At 56.3% G+C, this 24,015-nt stretch carries 28 protein-coding genes; 20 read left to right on the plus strand and 8 right to left on the minus strand.

The window, feature by feature from the left end; genetic code table 11:
• Positions 1-2 precede the first annotated feature (2 nt).
• The 15 genes from ACORLH_RS08750 to lysC all read left to right on the plus strand — a co-directional run bounded on the left by ACORLH_RS08750 (position 3) and on the right by lysC (position 11,496).
• Positions 3-323, plus strand: a complete 321-nt coding sequence (locus tag ACORLH_RS08750) for a head-tail joining protein (RefSeq protein ID WP_321832307.1) — start codon at positions 3-5, stop codon at positions 321-323.
• 3 nt (positions 324-326) lie between these two features.
• On the plus strand, positions 327-788 hold the full coding sequence (locus ACORLH_RS08755; protein WP_321832309.1) for a hypothetical protein: 462 nt from the start codon (positions 327-329) through the stop codon (positions 786-788).
• Positions 789-805: 17 nt separating this feature from the next.
• Entirely contained in the window at positions 806-1,231 is a 426-nt protein-coding gene (locus tag ACORLH_RS08760) for a phage tail tube protein (protein ID WP_321832312.1), read from the plus strand.
• 71 nt (positions 1,232-1,302) lie between these two features.
• Positions 1,303-1,632 carry a GTA-gp10 family protein gene (locus ACORLH_RS08765; protein ID WP_321832313.1) on the plus strand — a complete coding sequence of 110 codons (330 nt, stop codon included), beginning with the start codon at positions 1,303-1,305 and terminating at the stop codon, positions 1,630-1,632.
• A 50-nt stretch (positions 1,633-1,682) separates the two neighbouring features.
• The gene (locus tag ACORLH_RS08770; protein WP_321832315.1) at positions 1,683-1,976 is read left to right on the plus strand and encodes a phage tail assembly chaperone; all 294 of its coding nucleotides are present in this window, start codon (positions 1,683-1,685) and stop codon (positions 1,974-1,976) included.
• Positions 1,973-4,162: a hypothetical protein gene (locus tag ACORLH_RS08775; RefSeq protein ID WP_321832316.1), complete on the plus strand. Its 2,190-nt coding sequence runs from the start codon at positions 1,973-1,975 to the stop codon at positions 4,160-4,162. The genes ACORLH_RS08770 and ACORLH_RS08775 overlap by 4 nt, the downstream gene beginning before the upstream one ends.
• A gap of 80 nt (positions 4,163-4,242) precedes the next feature.
• Positions 4,243-4,797 (plus strand): hypothetical protein, encoded by a 555-nt coding sequence (locus tag ACORLH_RS08780; protein WP_321832317.1) that lies wholly within the window; start codon positions 4,243-4,245, stop codon positions 4,795-4,797.
• Between the two features lie 9 nt (positions 4,798-4,806).
• Complete coding sequence (locus ACORLH_RS08785; RefSeq protein ID WP_321832319.1) at positions 4,807-5,484, plus strand: hypothetical protein; 678 nt, start codon at positions 4,807-4,809, stop codon at positions 5,482-5,484.
• Entirely contained in the window at positions 5,481-5,936 is a 456-nt protein-coding gene (locus ACORLH_RS08790) for a GNAT family N-acetyltransferase (protein ID WP_321832321.1), read from the plus strand. The genes ACORLH_RS08785 and ACORLH_RS08790 overlap by 4 nt, the downstream gene beginning before the upstream one ends.
• Positions 5,936-9,430 (plus strand): phage tail protein, encoded by a 3,495-nt coding sequence (locus ACORLH_RS08795; protein WP_321832324.1) that lies wholly within the window; start codon positions 5,936-5,938, stop codon positions 9,428-9,430. The genes ACORLH_RS08790 and ACORLH_RS08795 overlap by 1 nt, the downstream gene beginning before the upstream one ends.
• Before the next feature lie 4 nt (positions 9,431-9,434).
• Positions 9,435-9,812, plus strand: coding sequence for a hypothetical protein (locus ACORLH_RS08800; RefSeq protein ID WP_321832327.1), 378 nt, complete (start codon positions 9,435-9,437; stop codon positions 9,810-9,812).
• 2 nt (positions 9,813-9,814) lie between these two features.
• Positions 9,815-10,252: a hypothetical protein gene (locus ACORLH_RS08805; protein ID WP_321831292.1), complete on the plus strand. Its 438-nt coding sequence runs from the start codon at positions 9,815-9,817 to the stop codon at positions 10,250-10,252.
• 65 nt (positions 10,253-10,317) lie between these two features.
• Positions 10,318-11,010 carry a lysozyme gene (locus ACORLH_RS08810; protein WP_321831294.1) on the plus strand — a complete coding sequence of 231 codons (693 nt, stop codon included), beginning with the start codon at positions 10,318-10,320 and terminating at the stop codon, positions 11,008-11,010.
• On the plus strand, positions 11,010-11,324 hold the full coding sequence (locus ACORLH_RS08815; RefSeq protein WP_321831295.1) for a hypothetical protein: 315 nt from the start codon (positions 11,010-11,012) through the stop codon (positions 11,322-11,324). Before ACORLH_RS08810 ends, ACORLH_RS08815 begins: the two co-directional genes overlap by 1 nt.
• Positions 11,266-11,496, plus strand: a complete 231-nt coding sequence (gene lysC, locus ACORLH_RS08820) for an Rz1-like lysis system protein LysC (protein ID WP_420719814.1) — start codon at positions 11,266-11,268, stop codon at positions 11,494-11,496. The genes ACORLH_RS08815 and lysC overlap by 59 nt, the downstream gene beginning before the upstream one ends.
• 297 nt (positions 11,497-11,793) lie before the next feature.
• On the opposite strand, the gene ACORLH_RS08825 is transcribed toward lysC, so the two are convergent.
• The 4 genes from ACORLH_RS08825 to ACORLH_RS08840 all read right to left on the minus strand — a co-directional run bounded on the left by ACORLH_RS08825 (position 11,794) and on the right by ACORLH_RS08840 (position 15,060).
• Positions 11,794-12,429 carry an HNH endonuclease gene (locus tag ACORLH_RS08825; RefSeq protein WP_321832330.1) on the minus strand — a complete coding sequence of 212 codons (636 nt, stop codon included), beginning with the start codon at positions 12,427-12,429 and terminating at the stop codon, positions 11,794-11,796.
• A 53-nt stretch (positions 12,430-12,482) separates the two neighbouring features.
• A complete protein-coding gene (locus tag ACORLH_RS08830) occupies positions 12,483-12,659 on the minus strand; it encodes a hypothetical protein (RefSeq protein WP_321832332.1) in 177 nt (58 codons plus the stop codon).
• Positions 12,660-12,788: 129 nt separating this feature from the next.
• Positions 12,789-13,942, minus strand: a protein-coding gene (locus ACORLH_RS08835; protein ID WP_321829195.1) for an IS3 family transposase whose coding sequence is annotated in 2 segments (ribosomal slippage) — positions 12,789-13,667 and positions 13,670-13,942 — 1,152 coding nt in all. Because the reading frame shifts where the segments join, the coding sequence is not laid out codon by codon here.
• Between the two features lie 77 nt (positions 13,943-14,019).
• Complete coding sequence (locus ACORLH_RS08840) at positions 14,020-15,060, minus strand: AAA family ATPase (RefSeq protein WP_321832333.1); 1,041 nt, start codon at positions 15,058-15,060, stop codon at positions 14,020-14,022.
• Positions 15,061-15,454: 394 nt separating this feature from the next.
• Between ACORLH_RS08840 and ACORLH_RS08845 the strand changes: the two genes are divergently transcribed.
• Complete coding sequence (locus tag ACORLH_RS08845; protein WP_321832334.1) at positions 15,455-16,177, plus strand: transglycosylase domain-containing protein; 723 nt, start codon at positions 15,455-15,457, stop codon at positions 16,175-16,177.
• Between the two features lie 576 nt (positions 16,178-16,753).
• On the opposite strand, the gene ACORLH_RS08850 is transcribed toward ACORLH_RS08845, so the two are convergent.
• A complete protein-coding gene (locus tag ACORLH_RS08850; RefSeq protein WP_321832335.1) occupies positions 16,754-17,482 on the minus strand; it encodes a helix-turn-helix transcriptional regulator in 729 nt (242 codons plus the stop codon).
• 86 nt (positions 17,483-17,568) lie between these two features.
• On the opposite strand from ACORLH_RS08850, the gene ACORLH_RS08855 reads away from it, so the two are divergent.
• The 3 genes from ACORLH_RS08855 (at position 17,569) to ACORLH_RS08865 (ending at position 20,046) form a co-directional block, all read left to right on the plus strand.
• On the plus strand, positions 17,569-17,898 hold the full coding sequence (locus ACORLH_RS08855; RefSeq protein ID WP_321832337.1) for a hypothetical protein: 330 nt from the start codon (positions 17,569-17,571) through the stop codon (positions 17,896-17,898).
• Between the two features lie 6 nt (positions 17,899-17,904).
• Complete coding sequence (locus ACORLH_RS08860; RefSeq protein WP_321832339.1) at positions 17,905-19,047, plus strand: DNA alkylation repair protein; 1,143 nt, start codon at positions 17,905-17,907, stop codon at positions 19,045-19,047.
• A gap of 465 nt (positions 19,048-19,512) precedes the next feature.
• Positions 19,513-20,046, plus strand: a complete 534-nt coding sequence (locus ACORLH_RS08865) for a glyoxalase superfamily protein (protein ID WP_321832340.1) — start codon at positions 19,513-19,515, stop codon at positions 20,044-20,046.
• Between the two features lie 637 nt (positions 20,047-20,683).
• Here the strand turns inward: ACORLH_RS08865 and ACORLH_RS08870 are convergent.
• The 3 genes from ACORLH_RS08870 to ACORLH_RS08880 all read right to left on the minus strand — a co-directional run bounded on the left by ACORLH_RS08870 (position 20,684) and on the right by ACORLH_RS08880 (position 23,170).
• Complete coding sequence (locus ACORLH_RS08870) at positions 20,684-21,064, minus strand: VOC family protein (protein WP_321832343.1); 381 nt, start codon at positions 21,062-21,064, stop codon at positions 20,684-20,686.
• Between the two features lie 301 nt (positions 21,065-21,365).
• Entirely contained in the window at positions 21,366-22,310 is a 945-nt protein-coding gene (locus ACORLH_RS08875) for an ornithine cyclodeaminase family protein (protein WP_321832344.1), read from the minus strand.
• Positions 22,307-23,170: a PhzF family phenazine biosynthesis protein gene (locus tag ACORLH_RS08880; protein WP_321832346.1), complete on the minus strand. Its 864-nt coding sequence runs from the start codon at positions 23,168-23,170 to the stop codon at positions 22,307-22,309. Before ACORLH_RS08880 ends, ACORLH_RS08875 begins: the two co-directional genes overlap by 4 nt.
• A 31-nt stretch (positions 23,171-23,201) precedes the next feature.
• On the opposite strand from ACORLH_RS08880, the gene ACORLH_RS08885 reads away from it, so the two are divergent.
• A complete protein-coding gene (locus ACORLH_RS08885) occupies positions 23,202-23,549 on the plus strand; it encodes a metalloregulator ArsR/SmtB family transcription factor (RefSeq protein ID WP_321832349.1) in 348 nt (115 codons plus the stop codon).
• Positions 23,550-24,015 lie beyond the last annotated feature (466 nt).

Raw genomic sequence — 24,015 nt, forward strand, 5'->3', positions numbered from 1 at the left:
CGATGCAGGGGCCGTTTCGCGGGATCGCCAAGACTCTTTCGGGTATCTTTGGCGGTCCCGTTACCATCCAGCCGGAAAGTGGTGGGCCTTATGAGGTGCGCGGGATCTTTCGCCAGGTTCCGGGTGTGGTCGCTGCCGAGGGCGGCGCAGAGATTGCGGTCACACGCCCGCAGCTCAAGCTTCACCGCCCAGACGCTGATCAGATCTTTGACGGTGATGATATTTTGCCCGGAGATGGCAAAACCTATCGCGCCTACGGGCGTACTGATCCCGCCAGCCCCGCGCCTGACGCCCTTGTGACGCTGGATCTTGAGGAGATCTAACCCGTGTCTGAAACTCATATTGTTAAGGCGCAGCGCCATGCCCTGCGGGATCTCCTGGAGAATGCGGCGCTGACTGTGGTCGTTGACCAGGTGCCTGTGCCTGTCACGATTTTGCGGCGTCCTCCTGCGGGGTTGAAGGTCGCACCGGAAAAACTGCCTGCGGTCTACATCTACAACAACGGGGAACAGGTTGCTGGACGTGATCTGCAAACCGTTGATCGCACCCCTCGCTTTGAAATCGTGATGCTGGCGGCTGACAAGGGCGATCCGCAGGATCAGCTTGATGATCTACAGCTCCTCATTGAACGCGAAATTTTGGGATCCGGCCTTTTGTCGGGCACCTGTCATGCGATTGACCTGGAGGCCACCAACACCGTGCAGGACGCGGGCCGGGTGCTTTATGGGGTTCGGTCGCTTTCCTATCGTCTGCTGGCCAATGTGACGGCGGGCGATCCTTCACTTTAACCAAAAGGAGGCAGGTCATGCCTGTAACCAGCGCAGAAACGGGCCTTGGGGCCACTATTTTGATTGGAAACGGCGTTGATGGTGGCTCAACCACCTACACGCTGATTGGTGAAATCACCTCGATCAAGCCCCCGTCTGTCGAGCGCGAGGCGATTGATGCCTCGCATCTGAACAGCCCCGGTGATGTGCGCGAGTATATCGCGGGCATGCTGAATGCGGGTGCTGTCAACATCGGCCTGAACCACAAGCCACACGCAGCAGATCCGCTGTTGGCGGCGATCATTGCGGGCAAGATCGATTTGCGGATCACCTATCGCGGCGGCGTGCAGATCGATTTCCACGGTATTCCGACAGCTTGGGAACCTGGCGAAGTTACTGGCGACAAGCTGTCGTGTTCCTTCACCATGCAGCCCAACGGCTTGCCACAGATCACCGGACCCTAAGGGGCACAACGCAACAGACTGAGGCCGGGCCAAACGCCCGGCCTTTTCTTTAGATCTAAGGAGGCCAAGACATGGCAAACAAACATCGCGGCGAGATCGCTGTGGATCTGAACGGGGAGCCTGTAAAGCTGCGGTTGACCGTCAACTCGATCTGCGAGCTGGAGGAGTTGGACGGGCGGTCCATCACCGAAATTCTGGAGGCAGTCAGCCAACCAAATGTGAAAATGTTGCTGCTGCGAAAATTCTTTTGGGCGCTGATGTTGGATGACAATCCCGACGCAACGCTTGAGGACGCAGGTAAGATCGTTGCTGCCCTGCAGGGGCGGCATACTGAGATCCTGGCAGATGCGGTTGCAATGGCGTTCCCTGAGGCCCAGGAGGGCGATGGCGAGGGAAAGTAGATGACGGGTGGGATTGGCTAGATCTGCTGTCCACCTATGTCTCCTACGGTTTGCCGCCAGGGCGGTTCTGGCAGATCACCCCGCGCGAGTTGCGCGCTGAATTGGATGGTGCTCGCCGCCGCGCAGATCTTGAAATGGATCGGCTGACCTACCTCGCTTGGCAGACAGCAAATCTGACCCGTGCCGCCAAATTGCCTGAGCTGCGTTCGCTGCTGGGTGGCGCGACAAAGTCACAAGCCCAGGAGCCTGAGGCGCTGGCGCTTTCCATTGATCAATTCTTCCTCGCCTTTGGCGGGGATCCTGAGGCTTTGAAGAAGGCCAGAGAGGGCGCTGCGTCGTCGTGAATAAGACCGTCACAAATCTGCGCGTCGGTATCGGTATTGACCCGCGCGATCTTCAAAAGGGCGCTGCGCGTGTGCGGCGCACGTTGCGTGGGTTGGCCAATGTCGCAAAGGTGGCTGGCATTGCGGCTGGCGGGGCCTTTACTGCGGCCTCGCTCGGCATGGCCCATATGGCGCGCCAGGGGCTGCAGGCTGTGGATGCTCAGGGCAAGATGGCGCGGTCAATTGATGGCACGGTTGATGGGCTGCGCGCCTTGCAGATCGCCGGTGGTGACGCTGGGGTTGCGACGGAACAGATCGGCGGTGCGATGCAACGCATGGGTGCGATGCTTGGCAAGGCCGCGCGGGAAGGGATCGGCCCGGCCCATGATGCGCTTGAGATGTTGGGGCTAAGCGCGGATGAGTTGATCGGCATGGATGTGGATCAGCGCCTCGCCGCCATTGCTGACAAGGCCAAGGAATTTGGACTATCGGCACAGCAAACATCCGACATTTTGACCCAGCTCGGGATCCGCAACAAAGAGATGGCTCTTTTGGTGATGCAGGGCGGCGATGCGATCCGGGCTGCACGCCAGGAGGTGCAGGATTTTGGGCTGGCTCTCGATCAGTACATGGTTGAGAGCGTCGAACGCGCCAACGATGCACTGGCACGCATCGGCTTTGTTGCTGAGGGGTTTCGCAACCAACTGGCCGTCGCGGTTGCGCCCGCCCTTGAGGAGGCGGCGCTGCGCTTTAAGGAGCTTCTGGCCACAGGCGGGCCGCTGCAATCGGCGATTTTCCAGCTCTCGCAGGCCTTCGGTGATCTGATCCTCAAGTTGTCAGACCCGGCGTTCCTGGAGGTGGCTGTCAACATCGGAACAACACTGCTCAATGCAGTGAAAGGGGCCGCTGACGTCCTGGTGGTCTTGGCAGACAACGCTGAGGTGGCCGGGGCCGCCATGGTGGCGCTAGGCGCAGCGATGGCGTTTTTCTCCGGTCCTATCGGGCTGGCCATTGCGGCAGTTGCGGGCGGGATCGGCGTTCTGGCCACCCAGATGGGCACTGCACAGGATGCCACTGATGAGCTGACAATTGCAGAGCATGATCTGAGCGTGGCCATTGCAGCGGTCGATATGAAAAACCGTGACGCGGTGGCAAGCGGCGAGGCGAAGATCCGCACCCGCATTGATGAAGCGCGGGCAACCATTGCAGCGGCGCAGGCTGAGCTGGAGTTGGCGCGTTCAAAACAAAAGGCCGGCAACGCCTTGCTGGCTCGGAACCCGCTCACCGCAAACGAACCTTCCGGCTACGCTGAGCATATGGCGGCAAACACGGCTGCTGCAGAGGCTGAGCTGAAACGCCGCGAGGAACATATGGCGCGGCTGCAAAAGATGTTTGAGGGTTTCCAGCGCAGCAAGTTTCCGTCTCAGGGGATCGGGCGGGGCGATGGTTCAGTGCCAAACCGCCCAGAAGTCAGCCCTGAAAATCCAGGGCTGACGCTCCAAAGCGAGCTGGAAACCCTGATCAAGACCCTGGATCCCGCTGTCGCGAAAGCGTCACAGATGGCCCAGGCGCTTGATGTGCTGAAACGGGCAAAGGCTGCGGGGACGATCAGCCAGGAGGAATATAACCTTCGCGTTGATCAGCTCAACGACAAGCTGGCCGATGTGCCTGCGATTGCCGGATCTGCCGCCGCAGGGCTGAGCAAGATCAAAGAGGAGCTGGATGCCTCAGGGCAGATCCAGGAGGATTTCGCCAGCGGCGTCGATAGCGCGATGAAAGGTCTGATCAACAACATGGATCAAGGTATGAGTGCCGTGAAGGCCTTCGGGCTTGAGGTCATCAAGCTGTTGACCATTCGCGGGATCTCCATGCTTCTGGGCGGCAGCTCCTGGTTTGATGGGCCGTTGTTCTCGCCGATTGGCAAGAACGCTCTCGGCACGGATCATTGGCGAGGCGGTCTCACCTGGGTGGGCGAGCGCGGCCCCGAGATCGTCAATTTGCCTGCTGGCGCGAAGGTGATCCCCAATCACCGGATTGATCAGATGGGTGCCGCGTCTGGCTTCACCTATGCGCCAGTGATCGATGCCCGAGGGGCTGATGCAGGCCGGTTGGCGCAACTGGAACAGACGTTGGCCATAGAGGCAAAGCAACTGCCCGGCAAGGTGCTAGGGATCCTGCACAAAGCTAACCAGTCGCGGAGGACCTGATGGTCGCATTTCCACGCTCAGACCTGTTCACCCTATGTAATGTGGCGAGCTGCAGCTTTTGGCCGATGATGCGCCAGGAGATGAGCCGCAGCGCAAACGGGCGCACACAGGGCAAGGACCTTGGGGATCCTCTTTGGGAAGGGGCATTCACTACGGCCCCGATGCCCATTGCCCAGGCGGGCGAGATCGAGATGGCGCTCTTGTCTTTGCATGGGGTGGTGCATTCTTTTGAGGCCCATGATGTGCGCCGCCCCTTTCCGCTGGCGCACCAGGATGGCAATTTTGACGATGTGTCCTTGATCCATGATTTTGGCACGGATCACAAAAGCCTGCGCCTGTCAGGGTTGCCGCAGGGATTCACGCTGAGCATTGGCGACTATCTGGCTTTTGACTACGGCGCTGAGCCAAACCGCGCGCTGCATCGCGTCACCACCCCAGCGGTGGCCGGGGCAGGGGGCATCACACCGCTTTTTGAGGTCTTCCCTCACATTCTGCCAGGGGCCGCTGTTGGCGCGTCTGTGACGCTAAAGCGCGCCTCATGCATCATGCAGCTCAAGCCTGGCCTGCAGCCACCAGTAGCGGCGGGCATGATCAATCAAACGCTGACGTTTAGCGGCACGCAACTCATTCTCTGAGAGGTCCTAATGCAAGTTTTCTCCGCTGAGGAGCAGGCGGCGCTTGAGGCGTCGTCTCTGGTGCTGCGCGAATTTATCTCGCTGACGGTGCGCGAGCGCGCGACCGGCAATCCATATGTGGATGCCTACTGGTCGGGGTCAGGAAAAATCACCACCGATGTGATCGATCCCGACACTGGCGCAGCTATGTCGCAAACCTTCCAGGGGGCAGGTGCCCTGATTGCAGTCGATGACATCCCGGCAGATACCGACATGTCGGTGCAGCGGATCTCTGTTGAGTTTTCGCAGGTTTCTGACCGGATCAATGACCTGGTGCGCAACTATGACGCCCGCCAGGCCAAAGTTGTGATCTGGCGCGGCAACCTGCACCGCACAACACGGCAGATGATTGCGCCCGCGCGCCCCCGTTTCGTTGGCTTCATCGACAAGTCGCCCTTTGAAACGCCCCCTGCGGGTGGTTTCGGTCAGGTCAAAATCGAATGCGTCAGCTCGATGCAGGAAATGACCCGTGCAAACCCGGATCTGCGCTCACATGAGAGCCAGCTCGCGCGCGCGCCTGGTGATGATTTTTTCAAGTCCGTGACCACGGCACCCGACCAAGTGATTTTCTGGGGCAAGAAATCCGGGGTGGCTCAGACGGCCTCAACGGATAGCAGTTGGAAAACCCCGTCGGTGTTCACCGGATGAGCAAGGCAAAGCCGTTTTGGGTGCGAGAGGCCACCCACAGGGACCGCTTTGCGCTGCTGGATCTCTCCGGGGATTACTTTCGCGAGGCGGCGCTGCCCATCCCGTTTGATCCGGCGCATGTGAGCATGACGATTTGCGAATTCACCTCGGCCCCGGATCGCCTTGCTCTGGTGCTGGAAATCTCGGGCCGGGTGTCGGGCTTTCTGTTCGCAGGCATCTATATCAGCCCTCTGGCTCCGGTGTTGGTGGCGCAGGAACTGGCCTGGTGGGTAGATCCGGGTGCGCGAGGGCGTAGTGCCCGCGCGATGATCCCCGCCTATGAGGCTTGGGCGCGGTCGCAGGGTTGCAATCTGATCAGCGTGGCTGGCCGCTGTGATCCGCGCCTGGCCCGTTTCTATCGCGCAAATGGATATGCGCCGATTGAAGACCATTTCATGAAGGAATTAAGCTGATGCCAATCGTCAGTGCCATCGGCGCGGCAGTCGCTGCCGTGTCGAGCTGGACAATCACCCTTGGAACGCTCGGTACCTTCGCGGTCGGAAACTTTCTGATCCGCTCTGTGGTCCAGGTGGGGTTGAGTGCCTTGATGGTTAAGGCGATGGGCAAGCCCAAGACCGCGCCGTTTTCGATCCAATCACAGGTGCGCTCTGGCGGTATCGTTCCGCGCTCATTCATCATGGGTCGCACGGGCACGGCAGGGTCACTGGTTTGGCATTCGGAATGGGGAAAGGCTGGGAAAACACCCAATGCCTACTACACGCGTGTGATCGCCCTCTCGGATCTTCCAATTACTGGCTTGGCAAAGGTCTTCGTGGGCGGTGTTCCCGTCACACTTGGTCCAGAAACGTCCGAGTGGGGGCACCCGGTCGCGGAATACCATCGGAAGGATAAGGATCACCTCTGGATCAAGTTTTATGATGGCACCCAGACCGTGACGGATCCCTTCCTGGTCAACACTGTTGGGCCGCAAGCCGCTGTGCCCTATGAGGCGTCGCGCCGAGGCGAAGGGGTTGCCTATGCAATCGTGACAAGCCGGATCGATGAAAAGCTGTTCACCGGGTTTCCAGAGGCGTTCTTTGTCCTGGATGGCGTGCCCCTCTATGATCCAAGCCGCGATAGCTCGGTGGGTGGCTCGGGCGCTCATCGTTACAATGATCCGACAACCTGGGGCGGCGACGGAGATCATTACCCAGCGGTGCAGGCCTACAACATCAATCGCGGTATTTCCTACAAGGGGCAGTGGTTCTATGGGTTGCAGTCGGTTGCCGCTGCACGCCTGCCTGCTGCCAACTGGATCGCGCAGATCGAAAAGTGCCGGATCCAGGTTGAGGGGGCCGATGGTCTTGAGCCTTCATTCCGCTCTGGTGGCGAGATCCTGGTCGATACTGAAATCGGCAAGACCCAAGAGGAAATCCTTGCCTGTTGTTCGGGCCGCATGTCTGAGCGAGGGGGCACGTTCAAGATCCTGGTTGGTGCGCCAGATCCTGCGGTCGCGACAATAACCGATGGAGACATTCTGGACACAGCCCCCCAAGGTCAGGATCCGTTTCAGTCGCTGAGTGAAACCATGAACGGGCTGATTGCGACCTATCCAAATCCTGATGAGGCGTTCAAGTCTCGCCAAGCCCCGCCGGTGTTTCGTCCCGATTTGGAGGCAGAGGACGGTGGGCGGCGTCTCATGGGACGTGTTTCGCTAAATATGGCCCCTTACCCGGCGCAGGTGCAGCGTCTGATCGATGCTGAAATCCGCGCCGCAAGGCGTGCCGTGCGCCACAGCCATACCTTGCCCGCGCGCTTTAGCGGCCTGGAGCCAAACGACACGATTGAATTTGTGTCGGCTCGCAACGGTTATGCGTCAAAGCTGTTCCGCATCGATTTTGTGAACGATCTGGAAAACTGCGACATTGCTGTCGATTTGACAGAAATTGATCCGAGTGATCATGCGCAATGGGACGCCCAGACGGACTATGTTGCCCCGCAACCTGGTGATGTGCCTTCGGGTGGACCCCCGCCGCAACCCATCGCGGGCTGGTCTGTTACTGCTGCCGCGTCAACTGATGCGCAGGGCGCGGGCCGTTTCCCGGCCATTGCCGTTGGCTGGGATGGCGACATGGACGATGTGATTGCGGTTGAGGTGCGTGCGCGGGTCAAGGCCACTGGCGCGATGATCTTTTCCGGCCGTTTTGAGGATGTGGCCGCAGCCGCCGGGTTGATTATTGCAGGTATCCTTCCGGCTGAGACCTATGAGGTGCAGGGCCGTTACGTGCCGGGCACCGCGCGGCAAACCGTCTGGTCGGATTGGCTGGAGGTCACCACGCTGGATCTGCGGATTACGCGGGATCAGCTGCAAGATGAAATTGGTGAGGCAATCGATGCCGCGGCTTATCATGCTGCTCAAGTCGGCAAGGAAATTGACGCCCTATTGTCTGGCTTCGCCGGGGGGACCTTAAAAGGGGCTCTGGATCGGCAGCGCAAAGGCTTGCAGGCTGGCATCGATGGCGTATCCGCTAAGCTGTCACAGGACTATTTGACTGCTGCCTCGATCAACAAGGCAATCAGCTCGGCAAAGAAGGATGTGGTTGCAACCTCTGAACAATTAGGTGGCGGTGTATTCGCCACCAGTTTCTTCGGGGATATTTGGAGGCGCTGGTCGCTGGGCGGATCCAAACGGCCTGGCACGTTCTATCCAAGCGGTCACCTTTATGAGTTCACCACCACTAACATTCAGAACGCTGGCTTGCAGCTGCAGTCAACACAAGCTGGGTGGGTCGGTGCATCTGGTGTGGATCGCTATCGGCTAGAACTGGAATTTGAACTTGTGTCTGGTGCGACCAGCGGCGCGGGTGTGCTGTTCGATTGGCGCAACACCAAAAACCAGCTTTTCCGGGTGAGGATCCCTATCAGTGATTTTGTCTCCGATCCAATTCAGGCTGGTAAGCGCTATTTTGGTTCAGTTCTTGTTGAGCGGCCTGTGGGTTTTACTGGAGCCTTTGATCGTCACTCGGTCTATCTGATGGCAAACTATGGTGGGTTAGGCGCTCGGACTACAAAGTCGATAAGGTTTCACAAGTTCCAAGCCTATCCAGCCACGGTGACTGACGCGCGCGCCGCGCAGCATGCGGCGGCGATCAGCGATCTACAGGGAAATGCTTCTGCGAGTGTTGTGTTTAAGGTTCTGGCCGGCGCCCAATCTGCAGAGTTAGGCCTCTTCGCGCAGGATGGAGATGCAGGGGCGGTCTCACTGTTCAGAGTGCGGGCGACAAACATTTTGTTGGATGGCAGCGTCACCTCGCAGCAGATCAATACCGTTGAATTTCGCAGCGCAGGTCTGGCGGTCTTTGGTGGGGCCGTTATGTCGGCAAATTTCGACGGCACAGTTGATGCCGCTGGCAACCTTCTGACGAGAGGCACGCAAGGTTTTGCGATCACGCAGAAGGGGGACGCTGTATTCACCAACCTGATCGCACGCGATGACATCCAGGTCGGGGCGGTTAGCGCGGGGGTAACTTATGCAAGTTCTGGGGCACAGAGGTTACCGATAAATGCAGAAGTGTTTCGCTACTCTCTGGGGGCATTCACATCTGGTGAGTTCTGGAACATTGCCTGCAAGACAACTTGGCGAGGCTTGGGAACGAGGCCGGAACAGGACAATGAGGGCGATTGGCATATCCGCAAGTATAAAACAGGGGTCAAACTTCAATGGCGGCAGCGCAACGGCGCGTCATGGACCGGTTGGGACACCATTCACACATTTTCTAAGACCGACAGTTCCAGATGGCGTACCGACGATGTGGTGGTAACAAAACTGGGAGCCTTTGATGAGGTTGAAGTGCGTGCGGTTGTTTATGGTTATCTAGGTCCCCGCTTTCCCAGCGGTCGACCCAAAGGGAGCATCATCCCAAATGTGAAAGATGTGTCTTTGTATGCACGCGCAATTGTGAGGTGATCTGATGAAATTCGTGAAACTCGATCAAACAGGCATCTATGTAGTCGGCCACGGAGAGGCCACGGTTTTGCCCAGCGGGGCGATATCCATCCCCGCAGAGATGGACGGTGCGGGCTTTCTCGGCTTCTACATGGTGGATGACGAGCTGAGGCAGCGCCCTGCATCGCCTGTGCCTGTCAAGCAGGCCGAAGGCTGGCAGATTGATGCGCCGGACGGGGCAGAGGTTGAAGTTTATGACCTGATCGGGGGCGAAGTTATGGCCCATGAGATGCTTGCGCCTGGTGCTGCCTATGCCTTTTCGCTGGCAGACTCTGGATCATACAACGTCACCGTTTCAGCACCGCTTCCGGCCATGCCGTCTAACACAGTGATTGAGGTGTAGAGATGCAGGTTTTGACACGCAGCGCGGCCAGCAAGAGCGCGATCCTGAACAGCCAGAAACAGGCCGCGCAAGAGGCGCTGGCGGTGGCCGTTGGTGAAACCCGCGCGCGGTTCATCACCAGTATTCCGGGACAGGAGCTGACATACATCGAGAAGGAGCGCCAGGCGTTGGCGTTCCTGGTAGCCACGCCAGAGCCAGACCCCGCAGACCCTGCGGATGCTGCAGCATTTGCCTTTGTCTTTCAGGAAGTCGGCATCACCGGACAGACGGCTCGTAAAGTGGCGCAGCTCATCGCCTTCAAGGCTGAACAATGGCGCGATTTCGGCCCCCTGATTGAGCGCGAACGCCTGGCGGCGACTGCGGCCATCGATGGGGCGCAGGATCCAGACCAGATTGAGGCCGCTCTGGATGGCTACACCAGGGCCGTCGCGGATCTCTAGGTAAGCAAAACACAACTGAAACCAACCGCCGCCCACAGGGCGGCTTTTTCGTGTGAGAGGCAACGATGAACAAAGCAGAACAACTGATCGCAAAGAGCGCACTGCCCGTGGGTGGTGGGGCAATTGCGTGGCCCTTTACGGTGGCGGAGGCAGCACATTATGCCACGCTGCTCAACCAGGTGATTATCCCATCAATCGGGGTGCTGATCGCGTTGGTGACGCTGCTGATCAAGCTGCGCGTTTGGTGGCGTGGGTCGCGGTTTGCGAAAGAGGAGAGCGGGCGGGTCAGAGCGCGCTGGTGGGTCGGTGGTTCTGTGGCAGCTGTGATTGCTCTGGGGCTACCCATGACGGCGAAATGGGAAGGGCTGGAAAATCAGGCTTACTGGGATGCGCATGGGCAGGTCTGGACGGTGTGCCTTGGTGAGACCGAAGGGGTGCAGCAGGGGGACAACTACTCCGATGCCGAATGTCTCGGGATGTTCAAAGAACGCTGGGCTGAGTTCCACCGTGAAATGCTGGCTTGCGTGCCCGAAATGGCCGAGGCCCCCGCAGAGGTGCAGGCGGCAGTCACCAGCTGGTCCTACAACGTCGGGATCGGTGCGGCCTGCAAATCCACACTGGCCAAACACCTGCGGCGGAGTGAGTGGCGCGAGGCCTGCAACCAGCTACCGCGCTGGCGCCGGGCAGGGGGGCAGGTGTTGCGCGGCCTGGTCAATCGGCGCGCTGATGAGCAGGCTCTGTGCCTGTCGGGGCTGTGATGGGCCGCTACGCCCTCGCTGCTGCCCTGGCCGTGGTTCTAGCGCTCTTTGCCGCCCTGTGGTGGCTGTCAGCGCGCAATGACGCACTGACGGCGGAAGTGGCCGCACTGCGCGTCTCTGTGGCCTCTGCGCAGCACGCGCTGGAACAGGCCGAGACTGCCGCCGCTGTTCACCGTGCATATCTCGCCCGCGCTGAGGCTGACGCAGAGCGCTGGCGGGCTGTCCAAAACGATCTGCAATCCATGGAGGGTCGCGATGCGCCTCTTTCCCCTCTGCTGCGCACTACTGCTCAGCGGCTGTTTGCGCGCCCCTGAGGTGGTCGCCCCGCCACCACCGGTGCCCGCCGATCTGCTGCGCCCCTGCGAGGGCTACGGCGGCCCAGTGCCTCGGACGGAGGGGCAGTTTTCTGACGCTTTGCTCGCCGAAGCGCGGGGCAGGGCGTGTGCCAACGCTAAACTGGAGGCTCTAAAGCAGATATTGGAATGACCGTTGTCAGCCCTCTCAGGACATTCACATTAGGCGCAGAACGTTCTCTGCTGCAGACGCAAAGCTCTAAGGTCGAATCCCCGAGAGCTGCCGTTCAATATTAAACCGCAGCAGTGCTGGATGCTGCGTGAGCCACCAATGGCAGCGATGCGCAGGAAGCGGGCTTTGCAAAGTCAGGCTAACGGCCCAGAGCCCACCTTGGAGCCCGGAGCAGAGAATGTCCGGAGCAGGCCAAAGCTGCCGTTCCCATTTGCGTGCTTGGCAATAATATTTTGTGCAGAGCCAAAAGCCTTATCCTCAGAAACGTCCACCCGGCCGTGGCACCGGCTGGCCGTGAGGATCGAAACAACCCGCATGCGTGTTAGGAAAAGCGGCAATGAAACGGTGTAACATCTCTGGATAATCGGCAAAAACTGTCATCCATATAGAGAAAAAACCCTTAGCTGGAGCGAGGTGTTCGGCGATCAGGTCGGCGGTGTCCGGATTTTTTTGATAGCGATCCAACATCAATTTCGCCAACTCCCAAACGCCCAACCGAAATTCGACTCGTTTGTCGCGCGGTGTGGGACGGTCCTCCTTAAGTGCAGCACTTGGGTGGCGGTGCAGCTTGACCAGTTTTATCGTCTTCTCCACCAACTCCCTTGAAACTGCGTCCAAACCCGGCGCTACCGTGACACGGCCATCCGGATGAAACTCCAAAGCACGAAATGTGTTATCTATGTCTGGGAAGGCCACCGTTGCAGGATCGACCGGGGTTTTCCCCTTCACGGTGTTACAACTCTTGCAGCCTAGTAAGAAGTTTTCCCAGCTGTATTCAAGTCCAGGCTCAAGGAATTTGGGCTGTACATGCTCGATTTCCGGAGCATGGGTTATCGGTTGCTCGCAGTAGCTGCAATAGTAACCTAGGCGCGCCGTCAGATCATCCAGTGCCAAGCCGTGGGGTTTATATTCGGGTTGTGGGGCAGGCCCCTTGACCACAGGTCTCACTAGTCAGCCCGCTTTTGCCGTGTCAAACGTTCGATCTTCATAAGCGCCTCCAATGCAGGGTCTTGGAAGCGGCGTTCCATCTCGTTCAACTCGTTTTCTATTTTCGCGCGTTCATCTGGTTCTGATGTTGTGACCATGCGTTCTACAAGATCTAAGTAAAGCTCAGATTCCCGCATTTTCTTCTCATAGGTTAACGAGCGATCCTTTTCTTTGACCTTTTGGACATCTTCAATGATATCGCCAATTGGAAGATTGTGGACCCGATCTGAGCTACTCCCCAATCATTGGACAGTTTCCGGCGTAGATTAAGCTACTCTTTGCTCCTGCTGATCGGTTTGGTTTTCTTCTTTTCTCAGCCAATAGACCACGGCTGGTGGTTTGCCGCCAAGGGCGGAATGAGGACGCTTTCGGTTGTAGAACTCGATCCATTTTCCGACACCCGCTTTGGCTTCCGATCCGGCCTCCCAGGCGTGCAGGTAGACGCATTCGTATTTCAGGCTCCGCCAGAGCCGCTCGACAAAGATGTTGTCCAGGAACCGGCCCTTGCCATCCATCGAGATACGCACTCCGGATCGGCGTAGCCGGTCGGTCCAGGCAAACGAGGTGAACTGGCTGCCCTGATCTGTATTCATGATTTCCGGTGGGCCAAACTTGGCGATGGCCTCGTTCAGCGCCTCGACGCAGAAGTCGGCTTCCAGCGTGTTCGAGATGCGCCAGGCCAGCACCTTTCGGGTGTGCCAATCCATGATGGCGACCAGATACAGAAAGCCTCTGCGCATCGGCAGATACGTGATGTCGGCACACCAGACCTGATTGGGGCGCTCCACCCGTAGGCCACGCAGCAGATAGGGATAGGTCTTGTGCCCTTTCGCTGCCTTGCTGGTGTTTGGTTTCTGATAGATCGGCATCAAGCCCATCAGCCGCATCAAGCGTCGGATGCGCTTCTCGTTCACCAGATGACCTTCGTTTCGCAGATGCCAAGTCATTTGCCGGACACCAAAGAACGGTGCTTCCAGAAACTGCTCGTCGATCTGCCGCATCAACATCAGGTTCATCGCCGTCTCGCCCTTGGCGGTGTAGTAAAACGATGACCGCGAGATCGACAACAGCTTGCACTGTTTACCAATTGAAAGGTTGGTATTGCCAGGCTCGACCATCTTGCGCCTCACTTGCCGATCCACGGCTTGAGCTTTCGTGACAAAAAATCGTTGGCCACGGCCAGCTCCCCGATCTTCGCGTGCAGTTCTTTGACCTGCTCCTCGTCGATCTCTGGGGGCTTCTTTCCGCCACGCTCGAACACGCCGGACGCGCCTTCCAGAAGCGCCCGTTTCCAGCTGTGGATCATCGTCGGGTGAACGCCAAACTGGCTCGCCAGCTCAGCAACAGTCCGCTCGCCCTTCAAAGCCTCAAGTGCAACTTTGGCCTTGAAATCGGGCGAATGGTTCTTCCGTTTCGACATCTTTGATCTCCTCTTCGTCGAAGATCAGCAGACAACAAATCGTAGCTTACGTCAGTGTCCGAAATTCAGGGGGTAGCTCAATCATCCAGTTCCATTTCGTCCAAGTCTAACAAGACGCCTTCGTTGAGCGACTGAATCACAAAAGGCGAGTGGGTAGTGGCCACGAACTGCAAGCCCGGAAAGGCACGTAGAAGCGCGGGAATGATCAGTTTTTGCCAAGTCGGATGGAGGTGCAGATCGATTTCATCGATCAGGATTATTCCCCGTGCTGAGTTGGCAGCATCGGTCCCTAAATGCGGGTTCAAGATGATCGCTTTGTAGGCAATATCACCGACCATCGACAGGATGTTGCGCTGTCCATGGCTGAGATTATCAAAAGCGACTGTCTGATTTCGGGCCTTAAAAGTGACTTCAAGACGTTCGCGTGAAGGTGAGTAGTTAACACGAACTTGTTCATCGAAGCAGCTTTCCACTGCCGCGCGCCAAGCAGCCAAAATAGGCGAAGGCCGCTCTGATTCAAATTCGTTCAGTCGCATGCGTTTGAGCCAGTCCAGAAGGTCACTCGAAGAAACCCTTGGTTCATGACTATTTCGATAGGCGTCGAACCGCGAAGGTCGATCCTCGCGGGCCATGCGCTTGGGCTCACCCCAAAGGCGCCCGGTGCCGTAATAGGACAGCAGGGGCAAAGTTGGGTTACCCCCTGCAATCACTGCAGAATAAGCCTCACTCGCCAAGGCGCGGATGTCGCGCGCATCCTTGATTGTTGTCCGTCCGCGGGGATTTGTCAGTTCCCGTTTCCATTTGAGTTGATGAGAATGACCTGCAATCGGATCGGGAATGGTTCCTTCAGCTTCGACCACGGCGGGATATGCTTGGATGAAGTCCAGTTGGCTGTCAAACTCTCGCGAAGTTTCACGTACCTCTCCCTTCTGAATGTGGCGCGACGAAGCGTCGGGGATGGCCAGTAGGAAAGCACCGAAGGCAACCGAAAGAGCGTCTAGTATACTGGATTTGCCCACGCCATTTTTGCCGACGATCAGCGTGAACCGGTAGTTTAAGCGCTGATCGAGATTCTCGAACCCTTTGAAATTCTGAAGGATAAGGCGGTCGATCTGCATCGCGGTGATTTCTCTACAGTGGGTTAGGCCAATAGCTAAAAAAGCGAGGCGAACGTGGTTTCCGACGTATCATCGGTACGGGATCATGGCAATGATTTCGAACAGCGCTCTCGCAGTATGCTGCATCAAACTTTGGCGTAACGGAAGAGGCCTCGCCTTCTGTAAAGGCCCGCTTCTCTTAGAACTGCTGCCATTCGTGAAAGCTGCAGCGGTCGTCCGCTTCCCGCCCTTGGTGTCGAAACCCAACTTCCGCTATGGGCTGGCACCAGCAATTGATAACCTTGGTTTGCGCGCAGTTTTGCTGCTGACACGCTGCCGCACTGCCGCATGGCGGCTTAGAGTTCAATTTGACCTATGCTGCGCAATGCACGAAGAGCCACTTTAAGATGTTTCAGTGTTGCAATTCACCCTCGACTTCAGTAAACCCCAAGGGACAGGTTTCCTTGTTAGTGACGTGAGCATGAGACGGATTTTTAGCATCGCATTGAGCCTATTCTTCCTCATTCTTGCGGGGGCCTTTGGCTATGGCGCCATTGGATATTGGGACGCCGTTCGTCAGGCAGATGCGTACGCAGTTCGCGCGGACAGTTTGATCGCTGACGGTCGCGGGCCAAATGATCTAGGCATTGAACAACTCAGGCAGGTTATCTTGTTGCAAGACCCGGGATTTCTTGACCATGCTGGCGTTGATCTCTCTACTGCCGGGGCGGGACTAACTACGATTTCCCAATCCCTCGCCAAAAGACTAGGATTCGAGGATTTCCACCCCGGAATCCGGAAGATACGGCAGACAGGCTTCGCTATTGGTCTCGAACGGGAACTCGCCAAAGACCAGATACTCGCGCTTTGGCTCGACTCAGTTGAGATGGGGCGCGGTCCTGAAGGGTGGATGACGGGGTTCTTTGCGGCAAGTGAAAGCATCTATAGCCGAGCACCCTCTGAGCTCACCGATCAAGAGTATCATCGTCTTTTAGCTGTGCTAATCGCTCCGGGACGGTTCCGGCTTCTTGAAAGTGATGAAGAGCTAGACGACCGCGCTTCGCGGATTGCAAGACTCACATCCGGTGACTGCAGCCCAGAAAGTCTTAGTGATGTTTGGCTCGACGCCTGCGTGTAGATTTTGGATAGCCAACTTGACCCCTGTTTCATGAACCTGGATTGCTAACAGCGGATATTCGTAGTGAAGCGACGAAGGTTAGCTTCGTCCGCACTGCCGACCTATAACTCGCCAAAATGCTGCACCCGTGCTCCAACGGCAGCTTTAGGAAAATAGCAATTCAGCGTTTTGGCTTCCCGCTAACGACAGTAGTGGGCCGAAAGGCAAACTTTGCAAAGTCCGCTATCTGCGCATCGCTGCCATTGGTGACTCAAGCAGCATCCGGCACTGCTGCGGTTAAATATTGAACGGCAGCTCTCGGGGATTAGACCTTAGAGCTTTGCGTCTGCAGCAGAGAACGTTCTGAGCCTAATGTGAATGTCCTGAAAGGGCTGGCACCAGCAGTTGATAACCTCGGTTTGCGCGCAGTTTTGCTGCGGACACGCTGCCGTACTGCCGCATGGCGGCTTAGAGCCCAATTGCGACCAATGCTGAAAAGTGCACCAATGTCGGTTTCAGAGGGCGCTCAGTTTCTTACGCGGTTTCAGAGGCATTCGCCGGGCACTGACCTGTCGATCTTGCGATCCATCCGTCCCGTCATGCTTCGCGCGTCGGGTTCCCGTCCTGACTTGGCTCGAAAACGGACCAGGGGCGCAGGTTGAATAGACTATCAGTTGCCTCGGCTTCCATCATCCGATCGCAGCGGAGTGTTCGGGGCGCCCCGCGCAGGTGATCCCAACAGATTGCGTACCAGACCGGTGGGTTGAGCAGCAGATAGTGCGGTTCGACTGCGCGCGTGGTCTTCAGCCCCTGCCCATCGCGGTAGCTAATTGACAAAACACGGTTCAGTACAAAGGCTTCTTTCAGCGCACTCCCGACCTGCATCGGCGTAGAAGTAAAGCTATCCACCACCGCACCAGATGATGTTGCGCCAATTCGGATACGTTGCCGCAAAGCACTGATCCGACGCTGGTCAGTATGCGAGAAGGAAGCCAGTAGCTTGCGCCTGATCGCGCCGACATGCCCCATTTGAAGTGCGCTGTAGGCGGTTTCGCCGATGGCCAAACCAATCAATAGGTCGAGTGTTTCTTCCCGCGTCAGCGAAATGCGCCCAACACCCCATGTCGAAGGCAACCGAACGCCTCCGCCACGCCCACGCTCAGTCTCGACCGGCACGCCGCGTTTACGGAGCAACTCCAGATCACGGTGAATAGTGCGCAGTGACACGCCGAGTTCTTCGGCTGCGTTACGAAGAATGAGAGGGTCGTCGGACTTCAGCCAGCTCTCCAAGTGATCCAAGCGTTCGATGCGAGAAAATGTGCCCATGTGAGAACCATAGTATGAAATATGCCAGTATGTGTCATATTATTCTCTTACAAGCGAGGAATCAAAATTCAAACTTGGAAAACACCATGACACAACACGTCCTCGAACTCGCCACGATCACCCTTGCCGAAGGAAAAACAGAAGCTGAACTTCTTGACGCATCAGAAGCCTTTCAGAAAGAATTTCTAAACCATCAAGATGGCTTTCTGCGCCGCGATATGGTGCGCCGGGCCGACGGGACGTTTACTGACGTCATCCTTTGGGAAAGCCGCGCCAAGGCCGACGCAGTTTTTGAACGCGCACAGCACTCCGAAGCGGTTGGCGTCTACTTCGCGCATATGAAGATCGACCCAGAGAAAATGGACGAGGGCGTTGAACATTGCGCCGTTCTGCGCTCGTTCGGCAAAACTGGCTAAAGCGCCATGGAGCCCTTCAAGAACGAAATCTCTCCCGCGTTGGTGGGTCTGATCGGCAGGTTACTTGCACGGCACGCGCCCGGCACTGACATCAGCGCCTTTGAGGCTGCAACCCTACCGCAACTGAATCGGCTGGAACTGAAACAGCGTGTCACGCTCATCGCCGATGTGATGCACGACCTTCTCCCCCGTGATCCCGAGACGCGCCGGTCAGTACTGCTTGCCATGCTCCATCCCGACGAAGAAGGGCACGCAAATGCATCCAGCACGGATGATGGGCTGTGCGGTTGGGGCATCTGGCCACTTACGACTGTGGTGGGGCGGCATGGGCTGGGCTCATTGGAGCAATCGTTGGAAACCCTGCGTGAAATGACGAAGCGAGGCACATCTGAATTTGATGTCCGCCCTTTCATCGCTGCCCATCCTGCGCGGGCGCTAGCTGTGATCGGGTCCTGGGTGACGGATCAGAACGTCCATGTGCGCCGCCTTGTCAGCGAAGGGACGCGCCCAAGGTTGCCTTGGGGTATGCGGCTGCACGCTCTTATTGAAGACCCGTCTGCGTTGCTGCCAATTCTCGCAGAACTGAGGGATGATCCCGCCGAATATGTGCGCCGCTCGGTCGCCAATCACCTCAATGACATTGCGAAGGATCATCCCGACCTTGTCGCTCGTATCGCGGCAGATTGGATGGAGGGCGCGGACAAGACTCGTGTGAGGTTGCTGCGTCACGCATGTCGGACACTTATCAAGCAGGGGCATTCTGGGGCGCTCGCCACCTTTGGGATACATTCCCCACAAATTGCCAAACCTGAGATCAGGATTGCAACGCCGACTGTGCTTCTGGGGAATGCACTGACGTTCGATGTGAACTTACGCTCGACAAATCCCGCTGAACAGCGGCTCATCATTGATTACGTCATCCATCACCGCAAGGCGAATGGAACTCTCTCGCCCAAAGTGTTCAAGTGGACGACTATGACACTTGCGCCGGGGCAGGCGCTCAACCTTACGCGGCACCATAAAATGAAACCGATCACGACACGAAGCTACCATGCCGGTGAGCATCTCTTGGCGTTGCGGATCAATGGGAAGGACTTTGGCGAAGAGTGTTTTGCACTGGAGATGCCCGCTGGCCTCTCCAGGTCATAGTACTTTACGAGGCGACTGTGGTTGGAAGATGTGAATTGATCACCTTATGAATATGCAGACGTTCAGAAGTTAGTCGCGTTTGTCGGCTTTGTCCCACACTGCCGACCTATAACTCGCCAAAATGCTGCACCCGAGCGCCAACGGCAGCTTTAGGAAAATTGCAATGCAGCGTTTTGGTTTCCCGCTAGCGACAGTAGTGGGCCGAAAGCGAACTGTGCTGCCGTTTGGCAGGTTTTCATATTTCCGTTTTGGGAACGATATTCCAATAGCAACTTAAAGCTCCGCGCTAGAAGAATACAGCTTGACCAGATCGCAAAATTGGTGAATTTGGTGCTTGGTTTCGTGCTACCCGCCGTGCGCATCCTTATGGAACGGTGAAAGACACTTTGAATTATCTAAGACTTCCGGCCAGCGTTCGGTCGGCAACGCGCACACCGCTGATGCTTCGCTGGCATGGAGACAAAAATGTTCAGTCCAGATCAGGCCAAATCCATGGCCAAAAAACTGCGTGATGCGCTCGCCGCTGAAGGTAGTGATATCCCGCATTCCAAAGCTCTTGAGCTTGTCGCAAAAAGTCTTGGGTTTGCCGATTGGAATACCGCAACTGCAACGCTGACAAACGTGGCACCTGAAAATATTGCGTTCACAGGGTGTAACCCGATTTTGCGTTTCTTCGACGAAGCGAAGGCCCGAGAATTTTATTGTGACTTTCTTGGTTTCAAAGTTGTGTTCGAGCATCGGCATACCCCCGACTTACCGCTCTACATGGCCGTACAACGAGACGGGCTACAGCTCCATCTCTCCGAACACCACAATGATGCCAGTCCCGGCTCTAATGCGTTTGTTCCGACCACGAACCTACGTGCCTTTCACAACGAGCTGTCTGATCGACGGTATAACTTCAATCATCCAGATTTGGAAAAGCTACCCTGGGGGCTGCAAATGCAAGTCCACGATCCATTTGGAAATCGTCTGAGATTTTGCGAGCAAGGTTCTTAATCAAAGAGGGGCCGCTTAGAAGCAATCACCGCCGATATTTGGCCAGCTTCGCAATGCACTCGACTTCATGATCGACGCAATACGCGCTGCCATCGATGGCCAACGCGTCACAGCCGGGACGACAGCAAACCTATTTGATCGCCGTCGTCCCACCTATGGCTTCCATCGGGCTTTTCTCGTATGCTTGCCTGACTTCCAACCATTGAGAAAGTGAAACAAAAACGCCCAACCGTTTCCGCTGGGTGCATTTGTTAAGGATTCTCATCTCATAGGGACCAAGGAGGTCAGCTGGCACCAGCAGCTGACCTCCTTGGTCCGCACGCAGTTTAGCTGCGGACACGCCACCGCACTGCAGCTTAGTGGTTTAGAGCACATTTTAACTGACGCTGCACAATGCACCTACGATAGCAATGCGCAGAAAGCACCATTTGCAAAGTCGTCGGATTCTAGGGCTTTGCAGAGGTTTCATGCCGCAAGTGCAACGGAAAAAGCCGCCCTTCGCCGCAGGTGCAGCCGCCAATTGTAATCGAACGGGAAAGGAGTGGACTAAGCGCAAACTCGCTGCAGTTGCGCCAATGGCGGCTTGGTGATGCCTCGACGGGCAATCTTTGCGCTCTCCAAGTCTTCTGCGCGTAGTCTATTCGAGGCTTTCCCGAATAAGATCAAATCCGTTTCCGAACGGATCAGCACAATTTGCAAGGTCTGCGACCTCTGAGAAGGCTTTCTTTTCAACCGAGCCGCCGTACTTTTCAACTTCTGCACAAACTGGAACGATGTCATCTACTATGAAGTCAAGATGGACCGGTGTCCAATGACGCTGATAGTGACGTTTTTCATCGGCAGCGCCGATGGTGCCTGCGGCTTTCTCTTGGATGTGAAGATCGAGTGTTCCAACGGAGACAACCTGCCAATCATCCGAGTACTTTTTTTTGAATTTACAGCCCAATGCTTCAACATAAAACTTCAAGGCTTTGGACATGTCAGATACATCAATGCTGATAGTTGCTTTGCGAGCCAAAACGGTTCCTCCAAGGATTAGTTTGTTCTTCTTTTGTTCCGGCGCTGATTGCCAGTTTTAGTTTTGTAAGTCAACCGCGTTGTGCGCGATAGCCGACATTCATTAGGCATGCAGAAACCGTGAGTTTGGGCTCGGAGCCTACTTGCGGCAGTGCAACGCCTAATCTTGCTGCTGTAGCTGAGCTGACGCCACAATAAATGACGGTAGGCAGCCCTAAAGCAGTCCTTGGGTTTTCACGCAGCGAAGGTCGAGAACGAGCCCAAAGTTCGCGATGCTGCGCGACGCACAAGCGTCTGCTCTTCTATTTTGAGCTAATGAGCTTATCCCAGAACCCATTCACAGCAGTCAAATCTTGAACTCCCAACCCTGATAGGCACGCCACCGTCGTGTCGACTTGGCTTTTGCCCGCACTTCCAATCAGCAAGCCAAGTTCGGCGAGATTGGCCTTGCACAGCAAACCTTTTGCAATGGCGCGGCTGGGTGCGCCGTATTTGAGCGCGGACTCGACAGCATCGACATAGACATGTGCATTCTTCAGTATGGCCGGATCAATTTCACACTTGGTTGTGTCGTCAGAGCCAACTGAGGTTATGTGTTGTCCTTGTCTAACCCATTCTGCGCGGATCAAAGGTTCTTTTGCGCCGGTAGTTGTTACAATGACATCCGATTGCTTGACAGCGGAAGGCAGGTCTCCGGTTTTGAGGATTTCGACGCTCGGAAAACTATGTTGGAGGTCTCGCACGAGTCTCTCGACGGCGGTGTCTGAACGACCCCATATACGCAAGAATTTGATCGGGCGAACCATCATAAGTGCTTCGGCTTGCAAACGCGCCTGCGTCCCCGACCCAACAATCAGCGCCGAAGTCGCATCTTCAGGCGCAAGTAATTTCGCAACCAAAGCTCCGGCAGCAGCGGTTCGGTAGTCTGAGATCAAATGATCGTCTTGCAATATGGCTAGAGGCCTACAAGTCTCACTATCGAATACAGCAATTAGTCCGCTCGACGCTGCTTCGCCTCGATCTGCCAAGACTTGTGACCAACCAGCCATCTTCACTGTAAAAATAGGACAGTCCGGCAAACTGGCAGACTTGACGTGGATGTCAGCCAGATCGTTGGGGTGCAGCACATAGACCGGAGCTTGAGCAGTTCCGTCGGATATCGCGCAGAAGGCCCTCTCCGCTGTTGGGACCAAGCTTTCGATATCCAGATATGGCCGGATAGCTTCGGGGCCGAAGAACGGGATCATGGAGCTATGACCTCGCCTTTGCCTACAAATGCGACCTCGCCAGCGACGGTCACTCGCTCGATGTCGTCCCGCGCCCCAAAAGGGGTTACAACTATCTCACTGGGCCTTCCCATGAAGTGCCCTTGTTTCAGCACGAAGGCCTCGCCTGGTCTCACAAGCCCGTGTTTCAACGCGTATGCACCAACTACACCTGCGGCGCTTCCGGTCGCGACATCTTCCATTATCCCGTCGTTGTTCCAATGCCGCCCCTCAAATGAGTTGATATCGAAGAGATAAGCGAATTCGGCACCAACTCTTTTCAGTCGTTCCTCGAGGTCCGGCACTGTGATGCGGGCTTCGGCCAAGCCACCGTCAACCGGAACAACCAGATATTTCAAACCAGTGGAAATGACTTCCATCGGTAGATTGGGCAGAGCATCTAAATTGAACGCACGGTAAAGCTCTGGGGTTACGTCTACGACGTTCAGCATCTCTGGACGCCCTTGATCCAGTGTACCGAAGTAACGGCCCTCGTGATGTTCAGTGACAACCTGAACGCTCCGCCCACCTTTGAGTTCAATGGTCCAGATGCGTTTGAAGTCAGCACCTGATTGCTTATGTAGTGTACAAGCCGCACCGATGATGGGGTGTCCGGCAAATGGCAGCTCTTCGAACAGATCAAAGACCCGGGCAGAAATCCGGTCATTCGTTTCGCTTAGGAAGATTGACTCGAAGTGTCGAAGCTCTTGGGTGATGGTCAACATTTGTTCACCTTCTAACCCTTTGCTGCCCGTAAATACTGCAAGGCTATTGCCGGAATAGGGTTCGGTCGCAAAGACATCGCAATGAACGTAGTTGTAGATTTGACTGACTGATGACATGAAGGACCTACATAGTGGAGAATCTATATAGATGAACAGCTATTCAGATCGAGTTTTTTTGTCAATGGCACAGAACTTCAGCGCGCTTGCACATGAGAACCGCATTCGCATTCTTCATTGGCTGTCTGAGCCCGAACGCCATTTTCCGCCACAGGTGGATGGCGACCTAATCGATGATGGCGTCTGCGTCGGTTTTATCACTGAGAAAATAGGCCTCAAGCAGCCGACAGTGACTAACCACATGAGGATCCTTCAAGAGGCGGGCTTGGTTGAAAGCAAGAAGATCAAGAACTGGGTTTTCTACAAACTGCAAAGAGAGCGGGTCAACCGAATTCTAACAGACGTGAGCGTATTGACCGGGAGCGGACACTCAACTTGAGCTGGCTAGTGTCTACAAAGTCCCGTTTGGCGGAATTTAGGCCGCCAAGGTTTGCGTGTCCGCTTTGGGCTGGCGGCTGACTTCCAAACCAAAGATCGATCACTCCTAGGGATGGCGCGCGCGTGGGACACCTGTTCTATAACCCTTTGATTTTGTTATACCGCATTTCAGGTGTCCGTGGGACACCTCTCTGTTGAAATAGCTCGGAAAATTCCGGATATCTAACAACCTGCCGGGCCTACCATTTTTCCCGAGATTGAATTTGAGCGCTTAACGATGGCCTGCCTTCTCGTGCACATCAACAGGACCGTGTCCCGCCCTTAGTTTATTGCCCAATGGCGGGGAAAACCTTCCAAAGCGCAGGCGGGACCCATCCTTTTTGTTGGGTGGAAACAAGGGGTTTGCGGCGGGGGACAAAAAAATTTCTGAAAATCTGCGTGGCCAACTTTGAGGTGTATCGACCCTT

The organism is Thalassovita sp. (assembly GCF_963691685.1).
GTDB lineage: Bacteria > Pseudomonadota > Alphaproteobacteria > Rhodobacterales > Rhodobacteraceae > Thalassobius.